The sequence below is a fragment of the Pseudomonas sp. MB-090624 genome (assembly GCF_003205245.1).
Taxonomy (GTDB): Bacteria; Pseudomonadota; Gammaproteobacteria; order Pseudomonadales; family Pseudomonadaceae; genus Aquipseudomonas; species Aquipseudomonas juntendi.
This window is the reverse complement of the sequence record NZ_QJRK01000023.1, coordinates 66528-86544: the sequence shown is the minus strand read 5'-3', so window position 1 is coordinate 86544 and position 20017 is coordinate 66528. Positions and strand designations below refer to the sequence as shown.

The 20017-nt window shown below is 63.4% G+C and carries 18 protein-coding genes; 3 read left to right on the top strand and 15 right to left on the bottom strand.

Annotated features, from left to right (window positions below):
- Positions 1-67: 67 nt before the first annotated feature.
- Positions 68-580 carry a CinA family protein gene (locus tag DMX12_RS14640; RefSeq protein WP_110678278.1) on the bottom strand — a complete coding sequence of 171 codons (513 nt, stop codon included), beginning with the start codon at positions 578-580 and terminating at the stop codon, positions 68-70.
- Positions 581-765: 185 nt separating this feature from the next.
- Between DMX12_RS14640 and mutS the strand changes: the two genes are divergently transcribed.
- On the top strand, positions 766-3339 hold the full coding sequence (mutS, locus tag DMX12_RS14635; protein WP_110678276.1) for a DNA mismatch repair protein MutS: 2574 nt from the start codon (positions 766-768) through the stop codon (positions 3337-3339).
- A 140-nt stretch (positions 3340-3479) separates the two neighbouring features.
- Complete coding sequence (gene fdxA, locus DMX12_RS14630; RefSeq protein ID WP_004375459.1) at positions 3480-3803, top strand: ferredoxin FdxA; 324 nt, start codon at positions 3480-3482, stop codon at positions 3801-3803.
- A gap of 523 nt (positions 3804-4326) precedes the next feature.
- On the opposite strand, the gene rpoS is transcribed toward fdxA, so the two are convergent.
- The 8 genes from rpoS to DMX12_RS14590 all read right to left on the bottom strand — a co-directional run bounded on the left by rpoS (position 4327) and on the right by DMX12_RS14590 (position 11573).
- The gene (gene rpoS / locus DMX12_RS14625; protein WP_009686059.1) at positions 4327-5334 is read right to left on the bottom strand and encodes an RNA polymerase sigma factor RpoS; all 1008 of its coding nucleotides are present in this window, start codon (positions 5332-5334) and stop codon (positions 4327-4329) included.
- A gap of 108 nt (positions 5335-5442) precedes the next feature.
- A complete protein-coding gene (locus DMX12_RS14620) occupies positions 5443-6288 on the bottom strand; it encodes a peptidoglycan DD-metalloendopeptidase family protein (RefSeq protein ID WP_110678274.1) in 846 nt (281 codons plus the stop codon).
- 219 nt (positions 6289-6507) lie between these two features.
- Positions 6508-7146 (bottom strand): protein-L-isoaspartate(D-aspartate) O-methyltransferase, encoded by a 639-nt coding sequence (locus tag DMX12_RS14615; protein ID WP_009686062.1) that lies wholly within the window; start codon positions 7144-7146, stop codon positions 6508-6510.
- Positions 7147-7181: 35 nt separating this feature from the next.
- A complete protein-coding gene (gene surE, locus DMX12_RS14610; protein WP_009686063.1) occupies positions 7182-7931 on the bottom strand; it encodes a 5'/3'-nucleotidase SurE in 750 nt (249 codons plus the stop codon).
- Entirely contained in the window at positions 7919-8977 is a 1059-nt protein-coding gene (truD, locus tag DMX12_RS14605) for a tRNA pseudouridine(13) synthase TruD (protein ID WP_110678273.1), read from the bottom strand. Before truD ends, surE begins: the two co-directional genes overlap by 13 nt.
- Entirely contained in the window at positions 8974-9447 is a 474-nt protein-coding gene (gene ispF, locus DMX12_RS14600) for a 2-C-methyl-D-erythritol 2,4-cyclodiphosphate synthase (protein ID WP_110678271.1), read from the bottom strand. The genes truD and ispF overlap by 4 nt, the downstream gene beginning before the upstream one ends.
- A gap of 150 nt (positions 9448-9597) precedes the next feature.
- Positions 9598-10452, bottom strand: a complete 855-nt coding sequence (gene fghA, locus DMX12_RS14595; RefSeq protein ID WP_029887672.1) for an S-formylglutathione hydrolase — start codon at positions 10450-10452, stop codon at positions 9598-9600.
- A gap of 8 nt (positions 10453-10460) precedes the next feature.
- On the bottom strand, positions 10461-11573 hold the full coding sequence (locus tag DMX12_RS14590; protein WP_009686067.1) for an S-(hydroxymethyl)glutathione dehydrogenase/class III alcohol dehydrogenase: 1113 nt from the start codon (positions 11571-11573) through the stop codon (positions 10461-10463).
- A gap of 106 nt (positions 11574-11679) precedes the next feature.
- Here DMX12_RS14590 and DMX12_RS14585 point away from each other — a divergent pair, with 106 nt between their 5' ends.
- On the top strand, positions 11680-12576 hold the full coding sequence (locus DMX12_RS14585) for a LysR substrate-binding domain-containing protein (RefSeq protein WP_047150206.1): 897 nt from the start codon (positions 11680-11682) through the stop codon (positions 12574-12576).
- Between the two features lie 468 nt (positions 12577-13044).
- Here the strand turns inward: DMX12_RS14585 and ispD are convergent, their stop codons facing one another.
- The 6 genes from ispD to DMX12_RS14555 all read right to left on the bottom strand — a co-directional run bounded on the left by ispD (position 13045) and on the right by DMX12_RS14555 (position 19946).
- Positions 13045-13752, bottom strand: a complete 708-nt coding sequence (gene ispD / locus DMX12_RS14580; protein ID WP_110678269.1) for a 2-C-methyl-D-erythritol 4-phosphate cytidylyltransferase — start codon at positions 13750-13752, stop codon at positions 13045-13047.
- The gene (ftsB, locus tag DMX12_RS14575) at positions 13749-14030 is read right to left on the bottom strand and encodes a cell division protein FtsB (RefSeq protein WP_009686932.1); all 282 of its coding nucleotides are present in this window, start codon (positions 14028-14030) and stop codon (positions 13749-13751) included. The genes ispD and ftsB overlap by 4 nt, the downstream gene beginning before the upstream one ends.
- Before the next feature lie 163 nt (positions 14031-14193).
- Complete coding sequence (gene eno, locus DMX12_RS14570; protein WP_054890065.1) at positions 14194-15483, bottom strand: phosphopyruvate hydratase; 1290 nt, start codon at positions 15481-15483, stop codon at positions 14194-14196.
- Between the two features lie 200 nt (positions 15484-15683).
- A complete protein-coding gene (locus DMX12_RS14565) occupies positions 15684-17312 on the bottom strand; it encodes a CTP synthase (RefSeq protein WP_012270851.1) in 1629 nt (542 codons plus the stop codon).
- A gap of 268 nt (positions 17313-17580) precedes the next feature.
- Positions 17581-18864: a tRNA lysidine(34) synthetase TilS gene (gene tilS, locus DMX12_RS14560; RefSeq protein WP_110678267.1), complete on the bottom strand. Its 1284-nt coding sequence runs from the start codon at positions 18862-18864 to the stop codon at positions 17581-17583.
- A 134-nt stretch (positions 18865-18998) separates the two neighbouring features.
- Positions 18999-19946 carry an acetyl-CoA carboxylase carboxyltransferase subunit alpha gene (locus tag DMX12_RS14555; protein WP_009686937.1) on the bottom strand — a complete coding sequence of 316 codons (948 nt, stop codon included), beginning with the start codon at positions 19944-19946 and terminating at the stop codon, positions 18999-19001.
- Positions 19947-20017: the final 71 nt, after the last annotated feature.

Genomic DNA, 20017 nt, shown 5'->3' with positions numbered 1-20017 from the left:
TCCTCACGTGTTCGACGGGCCCTGACGGCCGCAATACCTGTATAAGTAGCCAGTATTATTCCACAGGCTAGCGCTGGCGCAAACCCCTGTCTTCGATTTCCTCGCCAGCAAGCTGTAACAAGCCGTCTAACGCGGCGCTCACCGTCTGTCGGCGCACCGCCTCACGGTCGCCGTCGAACTGCCGCCGCTGGCTGATCACCCGACTGCCGTCGCCCCAGGCCAGCCACACGGTACCCACGGGTTTGGCCGGCGAGCCGCCATCCGGCCCCGCCACCCCGCTCACCGCCACGGCAAAGCGCGCGCCGCTGGCCGCCTGGGCGCCGCGGACCATGGCCTCGACCACCTCCTGGCTGACCGCCCCCACCTGCCCAAACAGCGCCTCGGGCACCCCCAGCTGGCGGGTTTTCTGGGCATTGGAGTACGTCACGTAACCGGCCTCGAACCAGGCGGAGCTACCGGGGATGCGTGTGATGGCTTGCGCGATGCCGCCGCCCGTGCAGGACTCGGCAGTGGTCACTTGGGCATCCAAACGGCGCAGATGTTCACCCAAACGGGCGGCAAGCAGGGTGATCGGGTCCATGTCGGGCTCCTCCAGGGCGGCCCTCTACCCTACCACCCTGCCGGCAACCTGGCTCAGGAAACCTGCAGCACCGCAGCGGCCTGCAGCGGCTGCGGCCACTGTTCCGTACGTGCCTGCATCTCGCGAAAAAAGCCTGTACCATTGCCGGTTTACCGCCAACCAGATCACCCGCTGTAAGGCCCTGAATGTCTGATCTCTCCGCACACACCCCGATGATGCAACAGTACTGGAAGCTGAAGAATCAGCACCCGGACCAGTTGATGTTCTACCGCATGGGCGACTTCTACGAGATCTTCTACGAAGATGCGAAAAAAGCCGCCAAACTGCTGGACATCACGCTGACCGCGCGCGGCCAGTCGGCCGGCCAGTCCATCCCCATGTGCGGGATTCCGTTCCATTCGCTGGAAGGTTACCTGGCCAAGCTGGTCAAACTGGGCGAATCGGTGGTGATCTGCGAGCAGATCGGCGACCCAGCGACCAGCAAGGGCCCGGTCGAGCGCCAGGTGGTGCGCATCATCACCCCCGGCACGGTCAGCGATGAAGCCCTGCTCGACGAACGCCGCGACAACCTGATTGCCGCGCTGCTCGGTGACGAGCGCCTGTTCGGCCTGGCCGTACTGGACATCACCAGCGGTAACTTCAGCGTGCAGGAGATCAAGGGCTGGGAAAACCTGCTGGCCGAACTCGAGCGCCTGAACCCGGTCGAGCTGCTGATCCCCGACGACTGGCCACGCGACCTGCCCGCCGAGAAGCGCCCGGGCGCGCGGCGCCGTGCACCGTGGGACTTCGACCGCGACTCAGCGCGCAAGGCCTTGTGCCAGCAGTTCGCAACCAAGGACCTGAAAGGCTTCGGCTGCGACAAGCTGACCCTGGCCATCGGTGCCGCTGGCTGCCTGCTGACCTACGCCAAGGAAACCCAGCGCACTGCGCTGCCGCATCTGCGCAGCCTGCGCCATGAGCGCCTGGACGATACGGTCATCCTCGATGGCGCCAGCCGGCGCAACCTGGAACTGGACATCAACCTGGCCGGCGGGCGCGACAATACCCTGCAATCGGTGGTCGACCGCTGCCAGACGGCCATGGCCAGCCGCCTGCTGAGCCGCTGGCTGAACCGCCCGCTGCGCGACCTCAAGGTGCTCCAGGCACGCCAGGACTCGATTCGCTGCCTGCTCGACGGCTACCGTTTCGAAAAGCTGCAGCCACAGCTGAAAGAAATTGGCGACATCGAGCGTATCCTGGCGCGTATCGGCCTGCGTAACGCCCGCCCGCGTGACCTGGCCCGGCTGCGCGACGCCCTGGGCGCGCTGCCCGAGCTGCAGAACGCCATGACCGAGCTCGAAGCGCCGCACCTGGCACGCCTGGCTGCGATCACCGGTACCTACCCCGAGCTGGCCAGCCTGCTGGAACGGGCGATCATCGACAACCCGCCGGCGGTCATCCGCGATGGCGGCGTGCTCAAGGCCGGTTACGACAACGAACTGGACGACCTGCTGGCCATCAGCGAAAACGCCGGGCAGTTCCTGATCGACCTCGAAGCCCGCGAAAAGGCGCGCACCGGCCTGGCCAACCTGAAGGTCGGCTACAACCGGGTGCACGGCTACTTCATCGAGCTGCCGACCAAGCAGGCCGAACAGGCTCCCGGCGACTACATTCGTCGCCAGACCCTCAAAGGTGCCGAACGCTTCATCACGCCGGAGCTGAAGGCCTTCGAGGACAAGGCACTGTCGGCCAAGAGCCGCGCCCTGGCCCGCGAGAAGATGCTCTACGACGCCCTGCTGGAAACCCTGATCAGCCACCTGGCGCCGCTGCAGGACAGCGCTGCCGCCCTGGCCGAACTGGACGTACTCAGCAACCTGGCCGAGCGCGCGCTGAACCTCGACCTGAACTGCCCACGCTTTGTCGACGAGCCCTGCCTGCGGATCGAGCAAGGCCGTCACCCGGTCGTCGAGCAGGTGCTGACCACGCCGTTCGTGGCCAACGACCTGGGCCTGGACAACAACACGCGCATGCTGATCATCACCGGCCCGAACATGGGCGGTAAGTCCACCTACATGCGCCAGACCGCCCTGATCGTGCTGCTGGCCCACATCGGTAGTTTCGTACCGGCCGCCAGCTGCGAGCTGTCGCTGGTCGACCGCATCTTCACCCGTATCGGCTCCAGTGACGACCTGGCCGGCGGGCGCTCGACATTCATGGTCGAGATGAGCGAAACCGCCAACATCCTGCACAATGCCACTGACCGCAGCCTGGTGCTGATGGACGAAGTGGGCCGGGGCACCAGCACCTTCGACGGCCTCTCGCTGGCCTGGGCCGCCGCCGAGCGGCTGGCCGAACTGCGCGCTTACACGCTGTTCGCCACCCACTATTTCGAACTCACCGTGCTGCCGGAAAGCGAGCCACTGGTGGCCAACGTGCACCTGAACGCCACCGAGCACAACGAACGCATCGTGTTCCTGCACCACGTACTGCCTGGGCCTGCCAGCCAGAGCTACGGCCTGGCGGTGGCACAACTGGCGGGCGTGCCGGCCGTGGTGATCCAACGTGCCCGCGAACACCTTGGCCGGCTGGAAACCAGCAGCCTGCCCCATGAGCAGCCCGTGGCCCAAAAGGCCAAGGACGCGCCGCAGGTGCCGCACCAGAGCGACCTGTTCGCCAGCCTGCCACACCCGGCCATCGAAAAGCTGGGCAAACTGCAGCTGGACGACATGACCCCGCGTCAAGCTATCGAAATGCTATATCAACTAAAGAACCTGTTATAACGGCGCCCATTACAAGCTGGTAGAATCCGCCGCGGTTTGCTGGTGCTGCAGGTTATTAGCCTGGCCTGCAGCCACATGCCCGTAAACCGCGCGGCCCCGAGAGGAAGGGCCGCCGCCGTCGCCTGAGGAGAGAATTAAAAATGACCTTCGTTGTCACCGACAACTGCATCAAATGCAAATACACCGACTGCGTGGAAGTCTGTCCGGTGGACTGCTTCTACGAAGGCCCGAACTTCCTGGTTATCCACCCGGACGAGTGCATTGACTGCGCCCTGTGCGAGCCGGAGTGCCCAGCGCAAGCGATTTTCTCGGAAGACGAAGTGCCCGCGGGCATGGAGAACTTCATCGAGCTGAACGCCGAGTTGGCGGAAATCTGGCCGAACATTACCGAGCGTAAGGATGCCCTGCCAGACGCCGAAGAGTGGGATGGCAAGACTGGCAAGATTGCCGACCTGGAGCGCTGATAGCGCTGTAATGCCAAAAGGCCCTGCGGGGCCTTTTTTTGTGCCGGCAAAAACTGCGGACAAAAAAAAGGGGCGGTTTGACCCGCCCACATTTTTTTCCGTAGTCCCTGCTTGTCCCAAACATCATCCTGATGAAATCGCGTCTTGCGATGTCCTTGGCCTTCATCCTGAAAGCCTGTGCATGTCCCTGTGCACAGTTCGAATACTAGCGGGTTCAGCAGCGCGGGCAAGCGCCGGAGTTTGCCGGATATTGCTGGGGAAACATTTACTCACCTGAAGATAAACCTTGTTTTTCAACAGGTTATGAAAAACCAGCATCTGAAAACGACATTGATTTACTGCCGCTCGCTAGAATGGCTTACAGCACGAGTAAGCAAAGGCTTACAGCAGGTGTTAGCGGGGTAGCGCAATACATATTTGACAGGTTTCTTGCCGGGCAGTTCTGAGGCAGCTTTCGCTGTGCTTCAGCGCACAAACAAAAACGCCCCGAGATTATCGGGGCGTTCGTGAGCGACTGGTTTGGCTACTGGAACAAAGACTCGCTGGACAAGCCGTTCTTCTCCAGGATCTCGCGCAGGCGCTTCAGGCCTTCTACCTGAATCTGCCGCACCCGTTCGCGGGTCAGGCCAATCTCCAGGCCAACATCCTCCAGGGTGCTGCTTTCGTGCCCGCGCAGCCCGAAGCGGCGTACCACCACCTCACGCTGCTTGTCGGTCAACTCGCCCAGCCACTGGTCGATACTCTGCGACAGGTCGTCGTCCTGCAGCAGTTCGCAGGGGTCGGTGGGACGGTCGTCGGTCAAGGTATCGAGCAGGGTCTTGTCCGAATCCGGGCCGAGCGAAACGTCTACCGACGACACCCGCTCGTTCAGGCCGAGCATGCGCTTGACCTCGGCAACGGGCTTTTCCAGCAAGGTGGCGATTTCTTCCGGCGAGGGTTCGTGGTCCAGCTTCTGCGTCAACTCGCGCGCAGCGCGCAGGTAGACGTTGAGCTCCTTGACCACGTGGATCGGCAGGCGGATGGTGCGGGTCTGGTTCATGATCGCCCGTTCGATGGTCTGGCGAATCCACCAGGTCGCATAGGTCGAAAAACGGAAACCGCGCTCCGGGTCGAACTTCTCCACCGCACGGATCAGGCCCAGGTTGCCTTCCTCGATCAGGTCGAGCAACGACAGGCCACGGTTGACGTAACGACGGGCAATTTTCACAACCAGGCGAAGGTTGCTTTCGATCATGCGCTTGCGGCCGGCAGGATCACCTTTTTGCGACAGACGCGCAAAATGGACTTCTTCTTCCGGCGACAGCAGTGGCGAGAAACCGATCTCGTTGAGGTACAACTGGGTGGCGTCTAGCGCCCGGGTGTAATCGATATACTTGTGTTGCTTGAGCGAAGAGCCCGATTTGGCCCTCGTCCGAACCGAAGATACAGCAGGTTCGTCTGACACCACATCCGTTTCCAAAACGATGCCCGTCTCCATCAGGAGGACGTCATCGTCGATGTCAAACTCCGGCACTTCTTTACTGAGAGCCATTGTTATAGTCCTTTGCTGAGTTCGAACTCAGACTCGAGCGGCACCTTTATCCCTGGCAGCGCTTGAGCCTGTCCCCTCTACATCGCAGGAACAGGCCGGGTACAACGGTCAACGACGTGGCAGGAACTGGAGCGGATCGACGGGTTTGCCCTGGCGGCGAATCTCGAAATGCAGCTTCACCCGATCAGTGCCCGTGGACCCCATTTCAGCAATCGACTGCCCTGCCTTGACCTGCTGCCCCTCCCGAACCAACAGCCTGCGGTTGTGACCGTAGGCACTGACGTAGGTATCGCTGTGCTTGATGATGATCAGCTCGCCGTAGCCCCATAATCCACTCCCGGCGTAAACCACTGCACCATCAGACGCAGCAAAAACAGGCTGTCCCAAATCACCGGCGATATCAATGCCTTTATTCAAACTACCGTTTGAAGCAAATTTTCCAATCAGCACCCCATTGGCGGGCCAGGTCCACCCCCCTACCGCGCGCTCTGCGGCAGGCACAGTGGCGACCACCGGCGCGCTGGTGGTGCCAGCCGGGGTAACGGGTTTGCTGGAACTGGCGGGCGCTGTGACAGGCCGCCGCGTGACCGTGGTGCGGCTTGAAGAGGACGGGCCGGACACCACCGTAGTGCTGCTGCCGGCGCCGCTGCTGAAACGAATCGCCTGGCCCGGGCGGATGGTGTAAGGCGGCGCGATACCATTACGGGCGGCCAGCTCCTTGTAATCCCAGCCATAACGGAAGGCGATGGAGAACAGGGTATCGCCAGGCTTGACGACGTATTGCCCGGAGGTCACCGTCGGGCGCTTGGGCGCACTGCTGTTGCGGTCGACCACGCGCGCGCTGTTGCTGCCGGTGCTCGAGCAACCCACCAGTAGCGTGCCCATGGCCAATGCAATCACCAGAAGCTTGAAGCCCGAACCGTCCTTGCGCTGCCGAATGACTGTGTGACCCACCCGCGCTCCCCTCATGGTGCCGAAAAACGATATGAAGACAAGAAATGCAATATTGTTGCAATTATAACCAAGCGAGCCGGGATTGGCAGGCCGCCGCCAGGCTGTTGCGCAGCGTTACTGCAAGCGATGCGTTTACGCCACGCCCGCCTGATAGACAGGGCGGCGCCGCGAGAATTCGCCGCCCACGCAAAAATACCCCGGGCCGCGCACCGGTGCTGCTCAGGCCAGCGGCCCGTTCAGCAACGGGACAAAACGCACCGCACCGAGTACGCGACGCGAGAAGCCATGCTCTTCGCGGACGATCAGCATCAATTGCTGCGCTTCGCCCGCAGGCCCTACCGGTATGACCAGCCGGCCACCGGGAGCCAGTTGGTCAAGCAGCGCCTGGGGCACTTCCGGTGCCACGGCGGTGACGATGATGCCGTTGTACGGTGCCAGCGCCGGCCAGCCCTCACAACCGTCGCCCCAGCGGAACACCACGTTGCGCAGGTTCAGCTCCAGCAGGCGTTCCTTGGCACGGTCTTGCAGCACCTTGATGCGCTCCACCGAGAATACCCGCTCGACCAACTGCGCCAGCACCGCCGTCTGGTAGCCGGACCCGGTGCCGATCTCCAGCACCTTGTCCAGCGGCCCGGCTTCAAGCAGCAACTCGCTCATGTGGGCAACCATGAACGGCTGCGAGATGGTCTGGTTGTGGCCGATTGGCAGTGCGGTGTCTTCGTAGGCGCGGTGCGCCAGCGCTTCGTCGACGAACAGGTGGCGCGGGGTGCGGCGGATCACGTCGAGCACCTGGGTGTTCGAGACGCCCTCTTCGCACAGGCGCTGGATCAGCCGTTCCCGGGTCCGTTGGGAGGTCATGCCGATGCCCCGCCGCAGCATATCGTCCTCGCGCATCAGAGCAGGCCCTCCAGCCAACCATCGAGCTGCTCGAAGGCATCACTGAAGGTGCGGTCGAGTTGCAGCGGGGTGATCGACACGTAACCCTGCATCACCGCATGGAAATCGGTGCCCGGGCCGCCGTCCTCGGCATCGCCGGCAACGGCGATCCAGTAGCCTTCCTTGCCGCGCGGGTTGACCACCTTCGTTGGCGCGGCAGCCCGCGCGCGGTGCCCCAGGCGGGTCAGCTGGATGCCGCGGATGTGCGCCAACGGCAGGTTGGGAATGTTGACGTTGAGCACGGTACGCGGGGGCAGTGCCAGGCGTGACTGCGCCTCGACCAGGCGCCGGGCGATATGCGCCGCGGTCGGCAGGTTGTCGGGCTGGCGCGAGAGCAGCGAGAACGCCAGCGACGTCCCCCCGAGAAAGCGCCCCTCCAGCGCCGCGGCGACCGTACCCGAATACAGTACGTCGTCCCCCAGGTTGGCGCCTAGGTTGATCCCCGACACGACCATGTCCGGCGTGTACGGCAACAGCCCGTTGAGCCCCAGGTGCACGCAGTCGGTCGGCGTACCGTTGAGGCTGATGAAGCCGTTGGCCAAGGTCTGCGGGTGCAGGGGCCGGTCCAGCGTCAGCGAACTGCTGGCGCCGCTCTTGTCTTGCTCCGGGGCAATTACCGCGCACTCGGCGTAATCCGCCAGCGCAGCGTGCAGCGCGGCGATCCCGGGTGCGGTAACACCGTCGTCGTTCGAAATCAGAATACGCATGGGCTGTCCGTCTGCCCTGCCGACACCAGATCCACGACTTCACGCACCACCACGGTGGCGAAGCATCCGGCCGGCAGGACGAATTCCAGTTGCAGGATATCAGGCTCGGGATAATGCCACGTAAGGCCGCCAATAGGGAGCCGCAGAATACGCCGTTCGTGATCCATGCCCGCCAGGGCCAGCCACTGGCACAGCGCCGGTTGCTGGTCGCCTACGGCATTTTCCAGCTGCGCGGGCGCGGCGGCGGCGGGCGAACCGCCCGCGCCCCACATCGGGCCAGTCGGGTGCAGGTCGAGAATGGCCAGGCGCGGGTCGGTACATTCCGCTTCACCTGCAGGGAAAAAGCTGCGGCTGTCGGTGAACGCCAGCAGATCGCCGACCTGGGCCCGGTTCCAGGTGCCGTCGGCGACACGCGCCGCCAGCACCTGGTTGAACAGGTAGCTGCGCCCGGCCGACAGCAGCCGTGAGCGCGTGTTGCGTTGCTCGGGCAAGGCCTTGCGCGCCGCCCACTCCAGGGCGTCATGGACATTGCCACCGCCATGACCGAAGCGTTGGCTGCCGAAATAGTTGGGCACGCCGTGTTGCTTGAGCAGTTGCAGCCGCGCATCCAGCGCCTGGTGATCGGCGTTCAGCGCGGTCAGGCGCAAGGTGAAGCCGTTGGCCGAATGCGCACCACGCTGCAGCTTGCGCTGGTGGCGCACCTGCTTGAGCACGCGCAGGGTGGCATCTTCGGCGCGTGACAGGTCCGGGTCGGCCTTGCCTGGCAGGTGCAGGCTGAACCACTGGCGGGTCAGCGCCTGGCGGTCTTTCAGCCCGGCATAGCTGATGCTGCGCACCGGCACGCCTGCGGCGCGGGCCAGGCGGCGGGCGGCTTCTTCGGTATTGAGGTCACGCTTTTCGACCCACAACCACAGGTGCTCGCCCTGGCCGGACAACGGGATATCCAACACCTCGTCGACCTGGAAATCCTCGGCCACTGCCTTGAGCACAGCGGTGCCCAATACCTCGCCCGATGCACGCGGGCCCAGCAGTTGCAGTTCCGTCATGCTGGCAGCAGCAGGGCAACCGAATGCACGGCAATGCCCTCCTCGCGGCCGCAGAAACCGAGTTTTTCGGTGGTGGTGGCCTTAACGTTGACCTGGTCGAGTTCGACTTGCAGATCTTCGGCGATCAACTGCCGCATGGTGTCGATGTGCGGGGCCATTTTCGGCGCCTGGGCGACGATGGTGGCGTCGACGTTGCCGACCTTCCAGCCCTTGGCGTGGACGATGCCCACCACGTGCCGCAACAGCACGCGGCTGTCGGCACCCTTGAACTGGGGGTCGGTGTCGGGGAAGTGCTTGCCGATGTCACCCAGCGCTGCAGCGCCAAGCAAGGCATCGCTCAGGGCGTGCAGCAGCACGTCGCCGTCGGAATGGGCCAGCAGGCCGAATGTGTGCGGGATACGCACCCCGCCCAAGGTAATGAAATCACCGTCGCAGAAACGATGCACATCGTAGCCGTGGCCAATACGCATAAGAAAACGCCCTGATTGAGTCAGGGCGTGATTCTACCTGCTTTGGCTGCCATTGGGGCTGGAGGTGATCGCCTCAAGATTTTTAGCGCCTATGCGATCGAGCGCCGCGCTGGCGGCGCTCGATCTCACAGACACCGAAAATGCAAAGCCCTACACCCGCCCCAACGCCACCGCATGGTGGCGCAGGTGTTCTTCGATGAAGCTGGCAATGAAGTAGTAGCTGTGGTCATAGCCTGGCTGCAGGCGCAGGGTCAGCTCGTGGCCACCCTTGCGTGCTGCCTGCTCCAGCGCTTCAGGCTTGAGCTGCTTTTCGAGGAAGTCGTCACGGTCGCCCTGGTCCACCAGCAACGGTGGGCACTCGCCAGCGGCCGTCTCGGCCAGCAGTACGCTGGCATCCCACTCACGCCAGCGCGCGCGGTCGTCACCCAGGTAGCGGCTGAAGGCTTTCTCGCCCCACGGGCAATCCATGGGGTTGCTGATCGGCGAAAACGCCGACACCGAGCGATAACGCCCCGGGTTGCGCAAAGCGCACACCAGCGCACCGTGCCCGCCCATGGAATGGCCGCTGATGCTGCGCTCAGCCGAGGCCGGGAAATGCGCCTCGATCAACGCCGGCAGCTCCTCTACCACATAGTCATGCATGCGGTAGTGCTTGGCCCAAGGCTGCTGGGTGGCATTGAGGTAGAAGCCGGCCCCCAGGCCAAAGTCCCAGGCGCCGTCCGGGTCGCCAGGCACCTGCTCGCCACGCGGGCTGGTGTCCGGCGCAACGATGATCAACCCCAGTTCGGCAGCCAGGCGCTGGGCGCCTGCCTTCTGCATGAAGTTTTCGTCGGTACAGGTCAGGCCGCTCAGCCAGTACAGCACCGGCAGCTTGGCACCCTGCTCGGCCTGTGGCGGCAGGTACACGGCGAACACCATGTCGCAACCCAGCACGCTGGAATGGTGCCGGTAGCGCTTGTGCCAGCCGCCGAAGCTTTTCTGGCAAGAGATGTTATCCAGGCTCATGGCGCACCTCAGAAGTGGATGACGCTGCGAATGCTCTTGCCTTCATGCATCAGGTCGAAGGCCTTGTTGATGTCTTCCAGGCCCATGGTGTGGGTGATGAACGTATCCAGCGGAATCTCGCCTTTCTCGGACATTTCCACGTAGCTCGGCAACTCGCTGCGGCCACGCACGCCACCGAACGCAGAGCCACGCCAGACCCGGCCGGTCACCAGCTGGAACGGCCGGGTGGCGATTTCCTGGCCGGCACCGGCCACGCCGATGATGACCGACTCGCCCCACCCTTTGTGGCAGCATTCCAGGGCAGCACGCATCAGTTGCACGTTACCGATACATTCGAAGGAGAAGTCCACGCCACCGTCGGTCAGGTCGACAATCACTTCCTGGATCGGGCGGTCGTAGTCTTTCGGGTTGATGCAGTCGGTGGCGCCCAGTTGACGGGCGATCTCGAACTTGGCCGGGTTGATGTCGATGGCGATGATGCGCGAGGCCTTGGCCTTCACCGCACCGATCACCGCCGACAGGCCGATGCCGCCGAGGCCGAAGATGGCCACGGTGTCACCCGGCTTGACCTTGGCGGTGTTGAGCACGGCACCGATACCGGTAGTCACGCCGCAGCCCAGCAGGCAGACCTTTTCCAGAGGGGCTTCTTTCTGGATCTTGGCCACCGAGATTTCCGGCAACACCGTGTACTCGGAGAAGGTCGAGGTGCCCATGTAGTGGAACAGTTGCTGGCCTTTGTAGGAGAAGCGCGTGGTGCCGTCCGGCATCAGGCCCTTGCCTTGGGTAGCACGGATCGCCTGGCACAGGTTGGTCTTGCCCGACAGGCAGAACTTGCACTTGCCGCATTCCGGGGTGTACAGCGGGATCACGTGGTCGCCCACGGCCAGCGAGGTCACGCCCTCGCCTACTGCTTCGACGATCGCACCGCCTTCATGGCCAAGAATGGATGGGAAGATGCCCTCCGGGTCGGCACCCGACAGGGTATAGGCGTCGGTGTGGCAGACACCGCTGGCGACCACGCGCAGCAGCACTTCACCGGCCTTGGGCATGGCCACGTCGACTTCGACGATTTCCAGGGGTTTCTTGGCTTCGAAGGCTACAGCAGCACGGGACTTGATCATCGAGTGTCTCCAGACAGGGTGTCAGTTCAGACGCCCAGTGTAATTCACTGACTTTTGATGAATAATCCAGGCAAAGACAAAACATTATTGCTGTGCAGGGATAATCATGAGCAACCGCTGGGAAGGCATCGATGAATTCGTGGCTGTCGCCGAATCGGGGCAGTTCACGGCCGCCGCCGAGCGCCTGGGGGTTTCGTCGTCACACATCAGCCGGCAGATCGCCCGACTGGAAGAACGCTTGCAGACCCGCCTGCTGTACCGCAGTACCCGCCGCGTGACCTTGAGTGAAGCCGGGCAGACCTTTCTGCAGCATTGCCAGCGCCTGCAGGATGGCCGTGAAGAAGCCCTGCGCGCCATGGGTGACCTGGCCAGCGAGCCCAAGGGCCTGCTGCGCATGACCTGCGCGGTGGCCTATGGCGAGCGCTTCATCGTGCCGTTGGTCACACGCTTCATGGCGTTGTACCCCCAGTTGCGCGTGGATGTGGAGTTGAACAACCACACCCTTGACCTGCTGCATGAAGGCATGGACCTGGCCATCCGCCTGGGCAGGCTGGCCGATTCGCGACTGGTGGCGACCCGCCTGGCGCCGCGGCGCATGTACCTGTGCGCATCGCCAGCCTATCTGGAGCGCTATGGCCGGCCGCACAGCCTGTCGGAACTGGCGCGGCACAATTGCCTGATCGGCAGCTCGGATGCGTGGGCACTGCAACAGGACGGCCGCGAGATCAGCCAGCGGGTGCAGGGCAACTGGCGTTGCAACAGTGGCCAGGCGGTTCTGGATGCAGCCTTGCAAGGCATGGGGCTGTGCCAGTTGCCGGACTATTACGTACTGGAGCACCTGCACAGCGGCGCGCTGGTGTCGTTGCTGGAGGGGCATCAACCGCCCAATACCGCGGTTTGGGCGCTGTACCCGCAACAGCGGCACCTGTCGCCGAAAGTGCGGCGGTTGGTGGACTATCTAAAGGAAGGGTTGGCGGGGTTGCCGGAGTATCGCGGGGCCTGATTGCAAAGGGGTCCGCTGCGCGGCCCAATCGCCGGCAAGCCAGCTCCCACAGGGATCGCATCAGGGCTGACAGGTGGTTGCCACAAGGTATGGCAGCGCCTGTTAGAGCGAGCGCCGCCCGCGCGGCGCATCGCGAGCTGCGCTCGCTCCTACGTTTGTTTCGGGCCAATTATTCCTGTGGGATTCGCGCGCGAACGCCTTGGTGCATGCCTCAATATCGCGCCGTACAAACAAGGCGCCCGCGCGCGCCTGTCACAGGCGTTACTGGCCCGAAACAAACGTAGGAGCGAGCGCAGCTCGCGATTGCGCCGCGCGGGCGGCGCTCGATCTCACAGGCGCTGAAGATGCTCCGGCTACCCTTGCCAGGAACCATAGAATCTCCCACAGGAGCCGCGATGCCTCAGGTCTGTGGGGTACCTGTGGGAGCTGGCTTGCCTGCGAATGGGCCGCGCAGCGGACCCGGCGATCTCAGCGTCGACCTGCCCAGCGCTGGCGCAACCACTCCAGGTCTTCCGGCCGGGTCACCTTGATGTTGTCGCTGCGCCCTTCGACCAGCCGCGGCGCCTGCCCGGACCACTCGATGGCAGAAGCTTCATCGGTCACGACGACATCCGACACCAGGCACTCGGCCAGCGCCCGGTGCAACGCCCCCAGGCGGAACATCTGCGGCGTGTAGGCCTGCCAGATGGTGCTGCGGTCAACGGTGGCGCTGACCCGGCCTTTGCCATCGGCTCGTTTGAGCGTGTCGCGCGCCGGCACCCCCAGCAGGCCACCCACCGGGTCATCCGCCAACTCCGCCAGCAGCTTGTCCAGGTCGCTACGCGCCAGGTTGGGCCGCGCAGCATCGTGCACCAGCACCCAGTCGCTGTCCGCCGCCCCTTGGGCATGCAGCAGCAGCAAGGCATTGAGTACCGAATCGGCGCGCTCGCGCCCGCCCGCCGCGCGCTGGATACGCGGGTCGCTGGCACAGCCCAGGGCAGGCCAGTAAGGGTCGTGTTCGGCAATGCTGACCACCACGCCGTTAAGCGTCGGGTGGCCAAGAAAACAGTCGAGGCTGTGCTCGAGAAGGGTCTGCCCTGCCAGCTCCAGATACTGCTTGGGGCGGTCGGCAGCCATGCGGGCGCCTACGCCCGCCGCTGGAATCACGGCCCAGAAGGCCGGTAAGGTATCGATCATTTCTGTGGCAACTGGAAGAGGGTTTCACCCTCCTTGACCATCCCCAATTCATGGCGAGCCCGCTCTTCAACGGTCTCCATGCCTTTTTTCAGCTCCAGCACTTCAGCATCGAGCACGCGATTACGCTCCAGCAGGCGCTCGTTTTCGGCGTGCTGTTCAGCAATCTGCTGCTTCAGCTCGGTCACTTGCGCCAGGCTGCCATTGCCGACCCACAGACGGTACTGCAGGCCACCCAACAGCAGGAGCAGAATAAGGAACACCCAATAGGGACTGCGCATCACGTTATCCAGGTCAAAAAGGCTGCCGCGCATTTTACGGGAGCTCGAATAGCACGAAGCCTGGCCGAGGCCAGGCTTCGTTGACAGAAACCCGTTGGGAAGAAGGAAAGTTCAGTAAGAACGTTCCTACAACTCCGGCTGCTGCCTTTTTACCATCTCTTGCTTAGCCGCGAAACTCGGCACGACCACGGTAAACCGCTTTGGCGCCCAGTTGCTCTTCGATACGCAGCAGTTGGTTGTACTTGGATACGCGGTCGGAACGGCACAGCGAACCGGTCTTGATCTGGCCAGCAGCGGTACCTACGGCCAGGTCGGCAATGGTCGAGTCTTCGGTTTCACCGGAACGGTGCGAAATCACCGCGGTGTAGCCGGCAGCCTTGGCCATCTGGATGGCTTCGAGGGTTTCGGTCAGCGAGCCGATCTGGTTGAACTTGATCAGGATCGAGTTACCGATGCCCTTCTCGATGCCTTCCTTGAGGATCTTGGTGTTGGTCACGAACAGGTCGTCGCCAACCAGCTGAACCTTTTCACCGATCTTGTCAGTGAGGATTTTCCAGCCAGCCCAGTCCGACTCGTCCAGGCCATCTTCGATGGAGATGATCGGGAAGCGCTCGGTCAGGCCTTTGAGGTAGTCTGCAAAGCCTTCGGCATCGAACGACTTGCCTTCGCCGGACAGGTTGTACTTACCGTCTTCGTAGAATTCGGAAGCGGCGCAGTCCAGTGCCAGGGTCACGTCGGTGCCCAGTTTGTAGCCGGCTTTTTCGACGGCTTCGGCGATTGCACCCAGGGCATCTTCGTTGGAGGCCAGGTTAGGGGCGAAGCCACCTTCGTCACCCACGGCAGTATTCAGGCCACGGGCCTTGAGCACAGCCTTGAGGTGGTGGAAGATTTCGGTGCCCATGCGCAGGCCGTCGGAGAAGGTCTTGGCGCCAACCGGCTGAACCATGAACTCCTGGATGTCGACGTTGTTGTCGGCGTGCTCGCCGCCGTTGATGATGTTCATCATCGGAACCGGCATGGAGTACTGGCCTGGGGTGCCGTTCAGGTTGGCGATGTGCGCGTACAGCGGCAGGTCCTGGTCCTGGGCAGCGGCCTTGGCGGCAGCCAGGGAAACGGCCAGGATGGCGTTGGCGCCCAGCTTGGCCTTGTTCTCGGTACCGTCCAGCTCGATCATGGCGCGGTCCAGGGCCTTCTGGTCAGCCGGGTCCTTGCCCAGCAGCAGGTCGCGGATAGGGCCATTGATGTTGGCGACAGCCTTCAGCACGCCCTTGCCCAGGTAACGGCTCTTGTCGCCATCACGCAGCTCCAGCGCTTCGCGCGAGCCGGTGGAAGCACCGGACGGCGCGCAAGCGCTGCCGATGATGCCGTTGTCGAGCAGTACATCGGCTTCCACGGTGGGGTTGCCACGCGAGTCGAGAACTTCACGACCTTTGATGTCGACGATTTTTGCCATTGTTGTAAGCACTCCAGAATTGACGAAAACAACGCAGCTTTAGGGAATTCTTGCCTTTCACCAGGCAGGGACGCAGCAGGCAGGCCTGGCAAAAGCAACCCCTGACCGAGTGGTCAGGGGTAGATCGGGGCGTACTTTACCCGAGAAATGAGCCTCGCGCGGACTTAACCGTCGGAAAACTCACCAAAGACCCGAAAAAATCAGGCCTTGTTCTTCTGCGCCAGGGCCGCCTTGACGAAGCCGCTGAACAGCGGATGACCGTCACGCGGGGTGGAGGTGAACTCCGGGTGGAACTGGCAGGCAACGAACCATGGGTGGTCCTTGGACTCGACCACTTCGACCAGCGCGCCGTCTTCGGAACGGCCGGAAACCACCAGGCCGGCATCAACCAGCTGTGGCAGCAGGTTGTTGTTGACCTCGTAACGGTGGCGGTGGCGCTCGGTGATCACGTCCTTGCCATAGCAGTCGTGCACCTTGGAACCGGCTGCCAGCTGGCAGTCCTGTGCACCCAGACGCATGGTGCCGCCCAGGTCGGAGGCCTCGTCACGGGTTTCGACCGCGCCGGTGGCGTCGGCCCACTCGGTGATCAGGCCGACGACCGGGTGGCCGCTGTTGCGGTCGAACTCGGTGGAGTTGGCGTCTTTCCAGCCCATGACGTTACGGGCGAATTCGATCACCGCGACCTGCATGCCCAGGCAGATGCCCAGGTACGGCACCTTGTTCTCACGGGCATATTGAACCGCAGTGATCTTGCCTTCCACGCCGCGCAGGCCGAAACCGCCGGGTACCAGGATGGCATCGGCACCCTCGAGCAGGCTGGTGCCCTGGTTCTCGATGTCTTCCGAGTCGATGTAGCGCAGGTTGACCTTGGTACGGTTGGTGATACCGGCGTGGCTCATCGCTTCGATCAGCGACTTGTACGCATCCAGCAGTTCCATGTACTTGCCGACCATGGCGATGGTCACTTCGTGCTCAGGGTTGAGCTTGGCATCGACCACCTTGTCCCACTCGGACAGGTCGGCACCGTTGCATTGCAGGCCGAAGCGCTCGACGACGAAGTCGTCCAGGCCCTGTGCGTGCAGCACACCCGGGATCTTGTAGATGGTGTCGACGTCTTCCAGCGAAATCACCGCACGCTCTTCAACGTTGGTGAACAGCGCGATCTTGCGGCGCGAGGAAGCATCGACCGGGTGGTCGGAACGGCAGATCAGCACGTCTGGCTGCAGGCCGATGGAGCGCAGTTCCTTGACCGAGTGCTGGGTCGGCTTGGTCTTGGTTTCGCCAGCAGTGGCGATGTACGGGACCAGGGTCAGGTGCATCAGCATCGCGCGCTTGGAACCCACTTCGACGCGCAACTGGCGAATGGCCTCGAGGAATGGCTGCGACTCGATGTCGCCCACGGTACCGCCGATTTCCACCAGGGCCACGTCGGCGTCGCCAGCACCCTTGATGATGCGGCGCTTGATTTCGTCGGTGATGTGCGGAATGACCTGGATGGTCGCGCCCAGGTAATCACCACGGCGCTCTTTGCGCAGCACGTGCTCGTAGATACGGCCGGTGGTGAAGTTGTTGTTCTGGGTCATGGTGGTGCGGATGAACCGCTCGTAGTGGCCCAGGTCGAGGTCGGTCTCGGCGCCATCGTGGGTGACGAACACTTCACCATGCTGGAACGGGCTCATCGTGCCCGGGTCGACGTTGATGTACGGATCCAGCTTGAGCATGGTGACCTTCAGGCCCCGCGCTTCCAGGATGGCCGCCAGGGAAGCCGAGGCAATGCCTTTCCCCAATGAAGAAACAACACCGCCCGTGACGAATATGTAGCGCGTCATGAAAAACCCTAGAAGTCTGCGTTAAGGCGGCCAGCGCCGCCGGAGAAAGCGAAGGAAGGCCGAAGCCCCCGATCACCTGCGTCAATCACAGTGCATCTCGAACAACTGCCGCGTCTGTACAGACCAGGGGTATCCCCGGCATGGAGCTCGCTCGTCATTTCAGAATCAGCCCAGCAAAAAACTGCTTGGTAATCGGCAACTCCTGTGTTTTCGCGGAACCCACAGAAGCTGTATCAAGAAGGGAGGGTAGTCTACCCGAATGTACCCTTCAGCTCAAACCTTGCGCGTTCGTCGGTAACTGCCAGTGCAACTGCCAACCCGCCTGCCCCAGCCCGGGCAAATTGGCCACTGCCAGCAGGCGCTCGCCCTGGTACAGCAAGGGCAGGCGCGCACGCAGGAAATGCGGCACCTGCTGCTCGTTGAGCAGGCGCTTGAGGTCGCGCCGGCCGCGCCCGGGCACCTCCAGTATTTCGCCGCCCTGGCGGTAGCCAACCCGCAGCCCGCCAACCCCGGCTGCGCCAACAAGCCGCACGTTACCGTTGCCCGGCAGTGGCAACGGCACACCTGGATCCGGCCAGGCCAGCTGACCGGCGGCTGGCTGCAGCCAGTCGCCACTCAGCCACCAGATGCGCCCTTGGCTACGCTGCAACTGCCCGTCGGTCAGCCGCCACACCGGCTGGGCATCGGCGGCGGCATCGCGCAGGTCTGCCCAACCCGCCCAGTGGCGGGTATCGGGCAGCCGCGTGCGTTGGCTCAGCCAGTACTGCAAGGCGTTGCGCTGGCGCGCCGGCGACAGCGCCACCAGGCTAGCCAGGTCGAGGGAGGCCAGCCCCGGCCAGGCGGCAGGCGCCCCCTGCTGCGCGGTCACCAGATCGCCCTGGGCCAGGTCGTCGAGCAGGCCCAGCGCCTCGCCCAGATGATCGGCGGCACGGGCGAAATTCTGGCCAACCTGTGGCCAGCGCTGCTGCAACTGCGGCATCACCTTCCGGCGCAGAAAGTTGCGGGCAAAACGGGTGTCAGCGTTCGAAGGGTCGTCGATCCAGGCCAGCCCGCGGGCCTGGGCATAGGCCTGCAACTGCTGCCGGGCACAGCCCAGCAACGGCCTGACCAGGCTGCCCTGCCCTAGCGGCCGCTGCCCCGGCATGGCCGCCAGGCCACGCAGGCCGGTGCCGCGCAGCAAGCGCAACAGCAGGGTTTCAGCCTGGTCGTCACGGTGCTGGCCGGTGAACAGAATGTCGCCCGGACCGAGGGTTTGCTGGAAAGCCGCATAGCGGGCGTCGCGGGCCGCCTGTTCCAGGCTGGCGCCGGGGCTGACCTGAACGTGGATTACCTCGAGTGCGATGCCAAGGTTGGCGCAGACGGTCTGGCAATGGGCGGGCCAGGCGTCAGCGGCGGCTTGCAGGCCATGGTGGACATGAACCGCACGCAAGGGCGGCGCTGCGTGGCTGCGGGCGTAGTCGGCCAGCAGGTGCAGGAGGACGGTAGAGTCGAGGCCGCCGGAGAAGGCGATGTACCAGGTGGGGGCGTTGAGCCAGGGGGTGAGGTTGATCATGAAGGCCTCACATGGCTTGAGATCGCCGGGGGGTGCTTTGCACCCCATTCGCCGGCAAGCCAGCTCCCACATCATGAGAGCGCGGACTTGCCGGCGAATGGGCCGCAAAGCGGCCCCCGGATCACATCACGGAATCAGAGACCGTAGCTCATCAGGCGCTCGTAACGACGGGCCAGCAGCGCGTCATTGTCGAACTTGCCGAGCATGTCCAGCTGCTGCACCAGGTCAGCGCGGATGCTTTCCGACATCGCAGCCGGGTCACGATGGGCGCCGCCCAGCGGCTCCTGGATGACCTTGTCGACGATGTTCAGGCTCTTCAGACGCTCGGCGGTAATGCCCATGGCTTCGGCAGCATCGGCAGCCTTGTCGGCGGTCTTCCACAGGATCGAAGCGCAACCTTCTGGCGAGATCACCGAGTAGGTGGAGTACTGCAGCATGTTCAGCTGGTCGCAGACACCAATGGCCAGTGCACCGCCCGACCCACCTTCACCGATCACGGTGGCGATGATCGGGGTTTTCAGGCGCGCCATCACCCGCAGGTTCCAGGCGATGGCTTCGCTCTGGTTGCGCTCTTCGGCGTCGATGCCCGGGTAGGCACCCGGGGTGTCGATGAAGGTCAGGATCGGCATCTTGAAGCGCTCGGCCATTTCCATCAGGCGGCAGGCCTTGCGGTAACCTTCAGGGCGCGGCATACCGAAGTTGCGGCGCACCTTTTCGCGTACTTCGCGGCCTTTCTGGTGGCCGATAACCATGACCGGCTTGCCATCCAGGCGCGCAGTGCCGCCGACGATGGCAGCATCATCGGAGAAGTGGCGATCGCCGTGCAGCTCTTCGAACTCGGTGAAGATGTGTTCCAGGTAGTCCAGGGTGTAGGGACGACGTGGGTGACGCGCCAGGCGTGCAATCTGCCAGCTGGTCAGGTTGCCGAAGATGCTTTCGGTCAGGGTGTTGCTCTTGTCTTGCAGACGGGCAATTTCATCGCTGATGTTCAGCGAATTGTCGTTACCCACCAGGCGCAGGCCTTCGATCTTGGCTTGCAGGTCGGCAATCGGCTGTTCGAAATCGAGAAAATTCGGGTTCATAGTCATCCGTCTTGGGTCTACGGCCAGGCGGCCGGCCGGTTGATCCGTTTGGCGCCATACCTTAAGGGATC

Bases quoted from the DNA above. Each gene is read 5' to 3' on its own strand.
- DMX12_RS14640 (WP_110678278.1), bottom strand. From the start codon at position 580: ATGGACCCGATCACCCTGCTTGCCGCCCGTTTGGGTGAACATCTGCGC.
- mutS (WP_110678276.1), top strand. From the start codon at position 766: ATGTCTGATCTCTCCGCACACACCCCGATGATGCAACAGTACTGGAAG.
- fdxA (WP_004375459.1), top strand. From the start codon at position 3,480: ATGACCTTCGTTGTCACCGACAACTGCATCAAATGCAAATACACCGAC.
- rpoS (WP_009686059.1), bottom strand. From the start codon at position 5,334: ATGGCTCTCAGTAAAGAAGTGCCGGAGTTTGACATCGACGATGACGTC.
- DMX12_RS14615 (WP_009686062.1), bottom strand. From the start codon at position 7,146: ATGACCTCCCAACGGACCCGGGAACGGCTGATCCAGCGCCTGTGCGAA.
- surE (WP_009686063.1), bottom strand. From the start codon at position 7,931: ATGCGTATTCTGATTTCGAACGACGACGGTGTTACCGCACCCGGGATC.
- truD (WP_110678273.1), bottom strand. From the start codon at position 8,977: ATGACGGAACTGCAACTGCTGGGCCCGCGTGCATCGGGCGAGGTATTG.
- ispF (WP_110678271.1), bottom strand. From the start codon at position 9,447: ATGCGTATTGGCCACGGCTACGATGTGCATCGTTTCTGCGACGGTGAT.
- fghA (WP_029887672.1), bottom strand. From the start codon at position 10,452: ATGAGCCTGGATAACATCTCTTGCCAGAAAAGCTTCGGCGGCTGGCAC.
- DMX12_RS14590 (WP_009686067.1), bottom strand. From the start codon at position 11,573: ATGATCAAGTCCCGTGCTGCTGTAGCCTTCGAAGCCAAGAAACCCCTG.
- DMX12_RS14585 (WP_047150206.1), top strand. From the start codon at position 11,680: ATGAGCAACCGCTGGGAAGGCATCGATGAATTCGTGGCTGTCGCCGAA.
- ispD (WP_110678269.1), bottom strand. From the start codon at position 13,752: ATGATCGATACCTTACCGGCCTTCTGGGCCGTGATTCCAGCGGCGGGC.
- ftsB (WP_009686932.1), bottom strand. From the start codon at position 14,030: ATGCGCAGTCCCTATTGGGTGTTCCTTATTCTGCTCCTGCTGTTGGGT.
- eno (WP_054890065.1), bottom strand. From the start codon at position 15,483: ATGGCAAAAATCGTCGACATCAAAGGTCGTGAAGTTCTCGACTCGCGT.
- DMX12_RS14565 (WP_012270851.1), bottom strand. From the start codon at position 17,312: ATGACGCGCTACATATTCGTCACGGGCGGTGTTGTTTCTTCATTGGGG.
- tilS (WP_110678267.1), bottom strand. From the start codon at position 18,864: ATGATCAACCTCACCCCCTGGCTCAACGCCCCCACCTGGTACATCGCC.
- DMX12_RS14555 (WP_009686937.1), bottom strand. From the start codon at position 19,946: ATGAACCCGAATTTTCTCGATTTCGAACAGCCGATTGCCGACCTGCAA.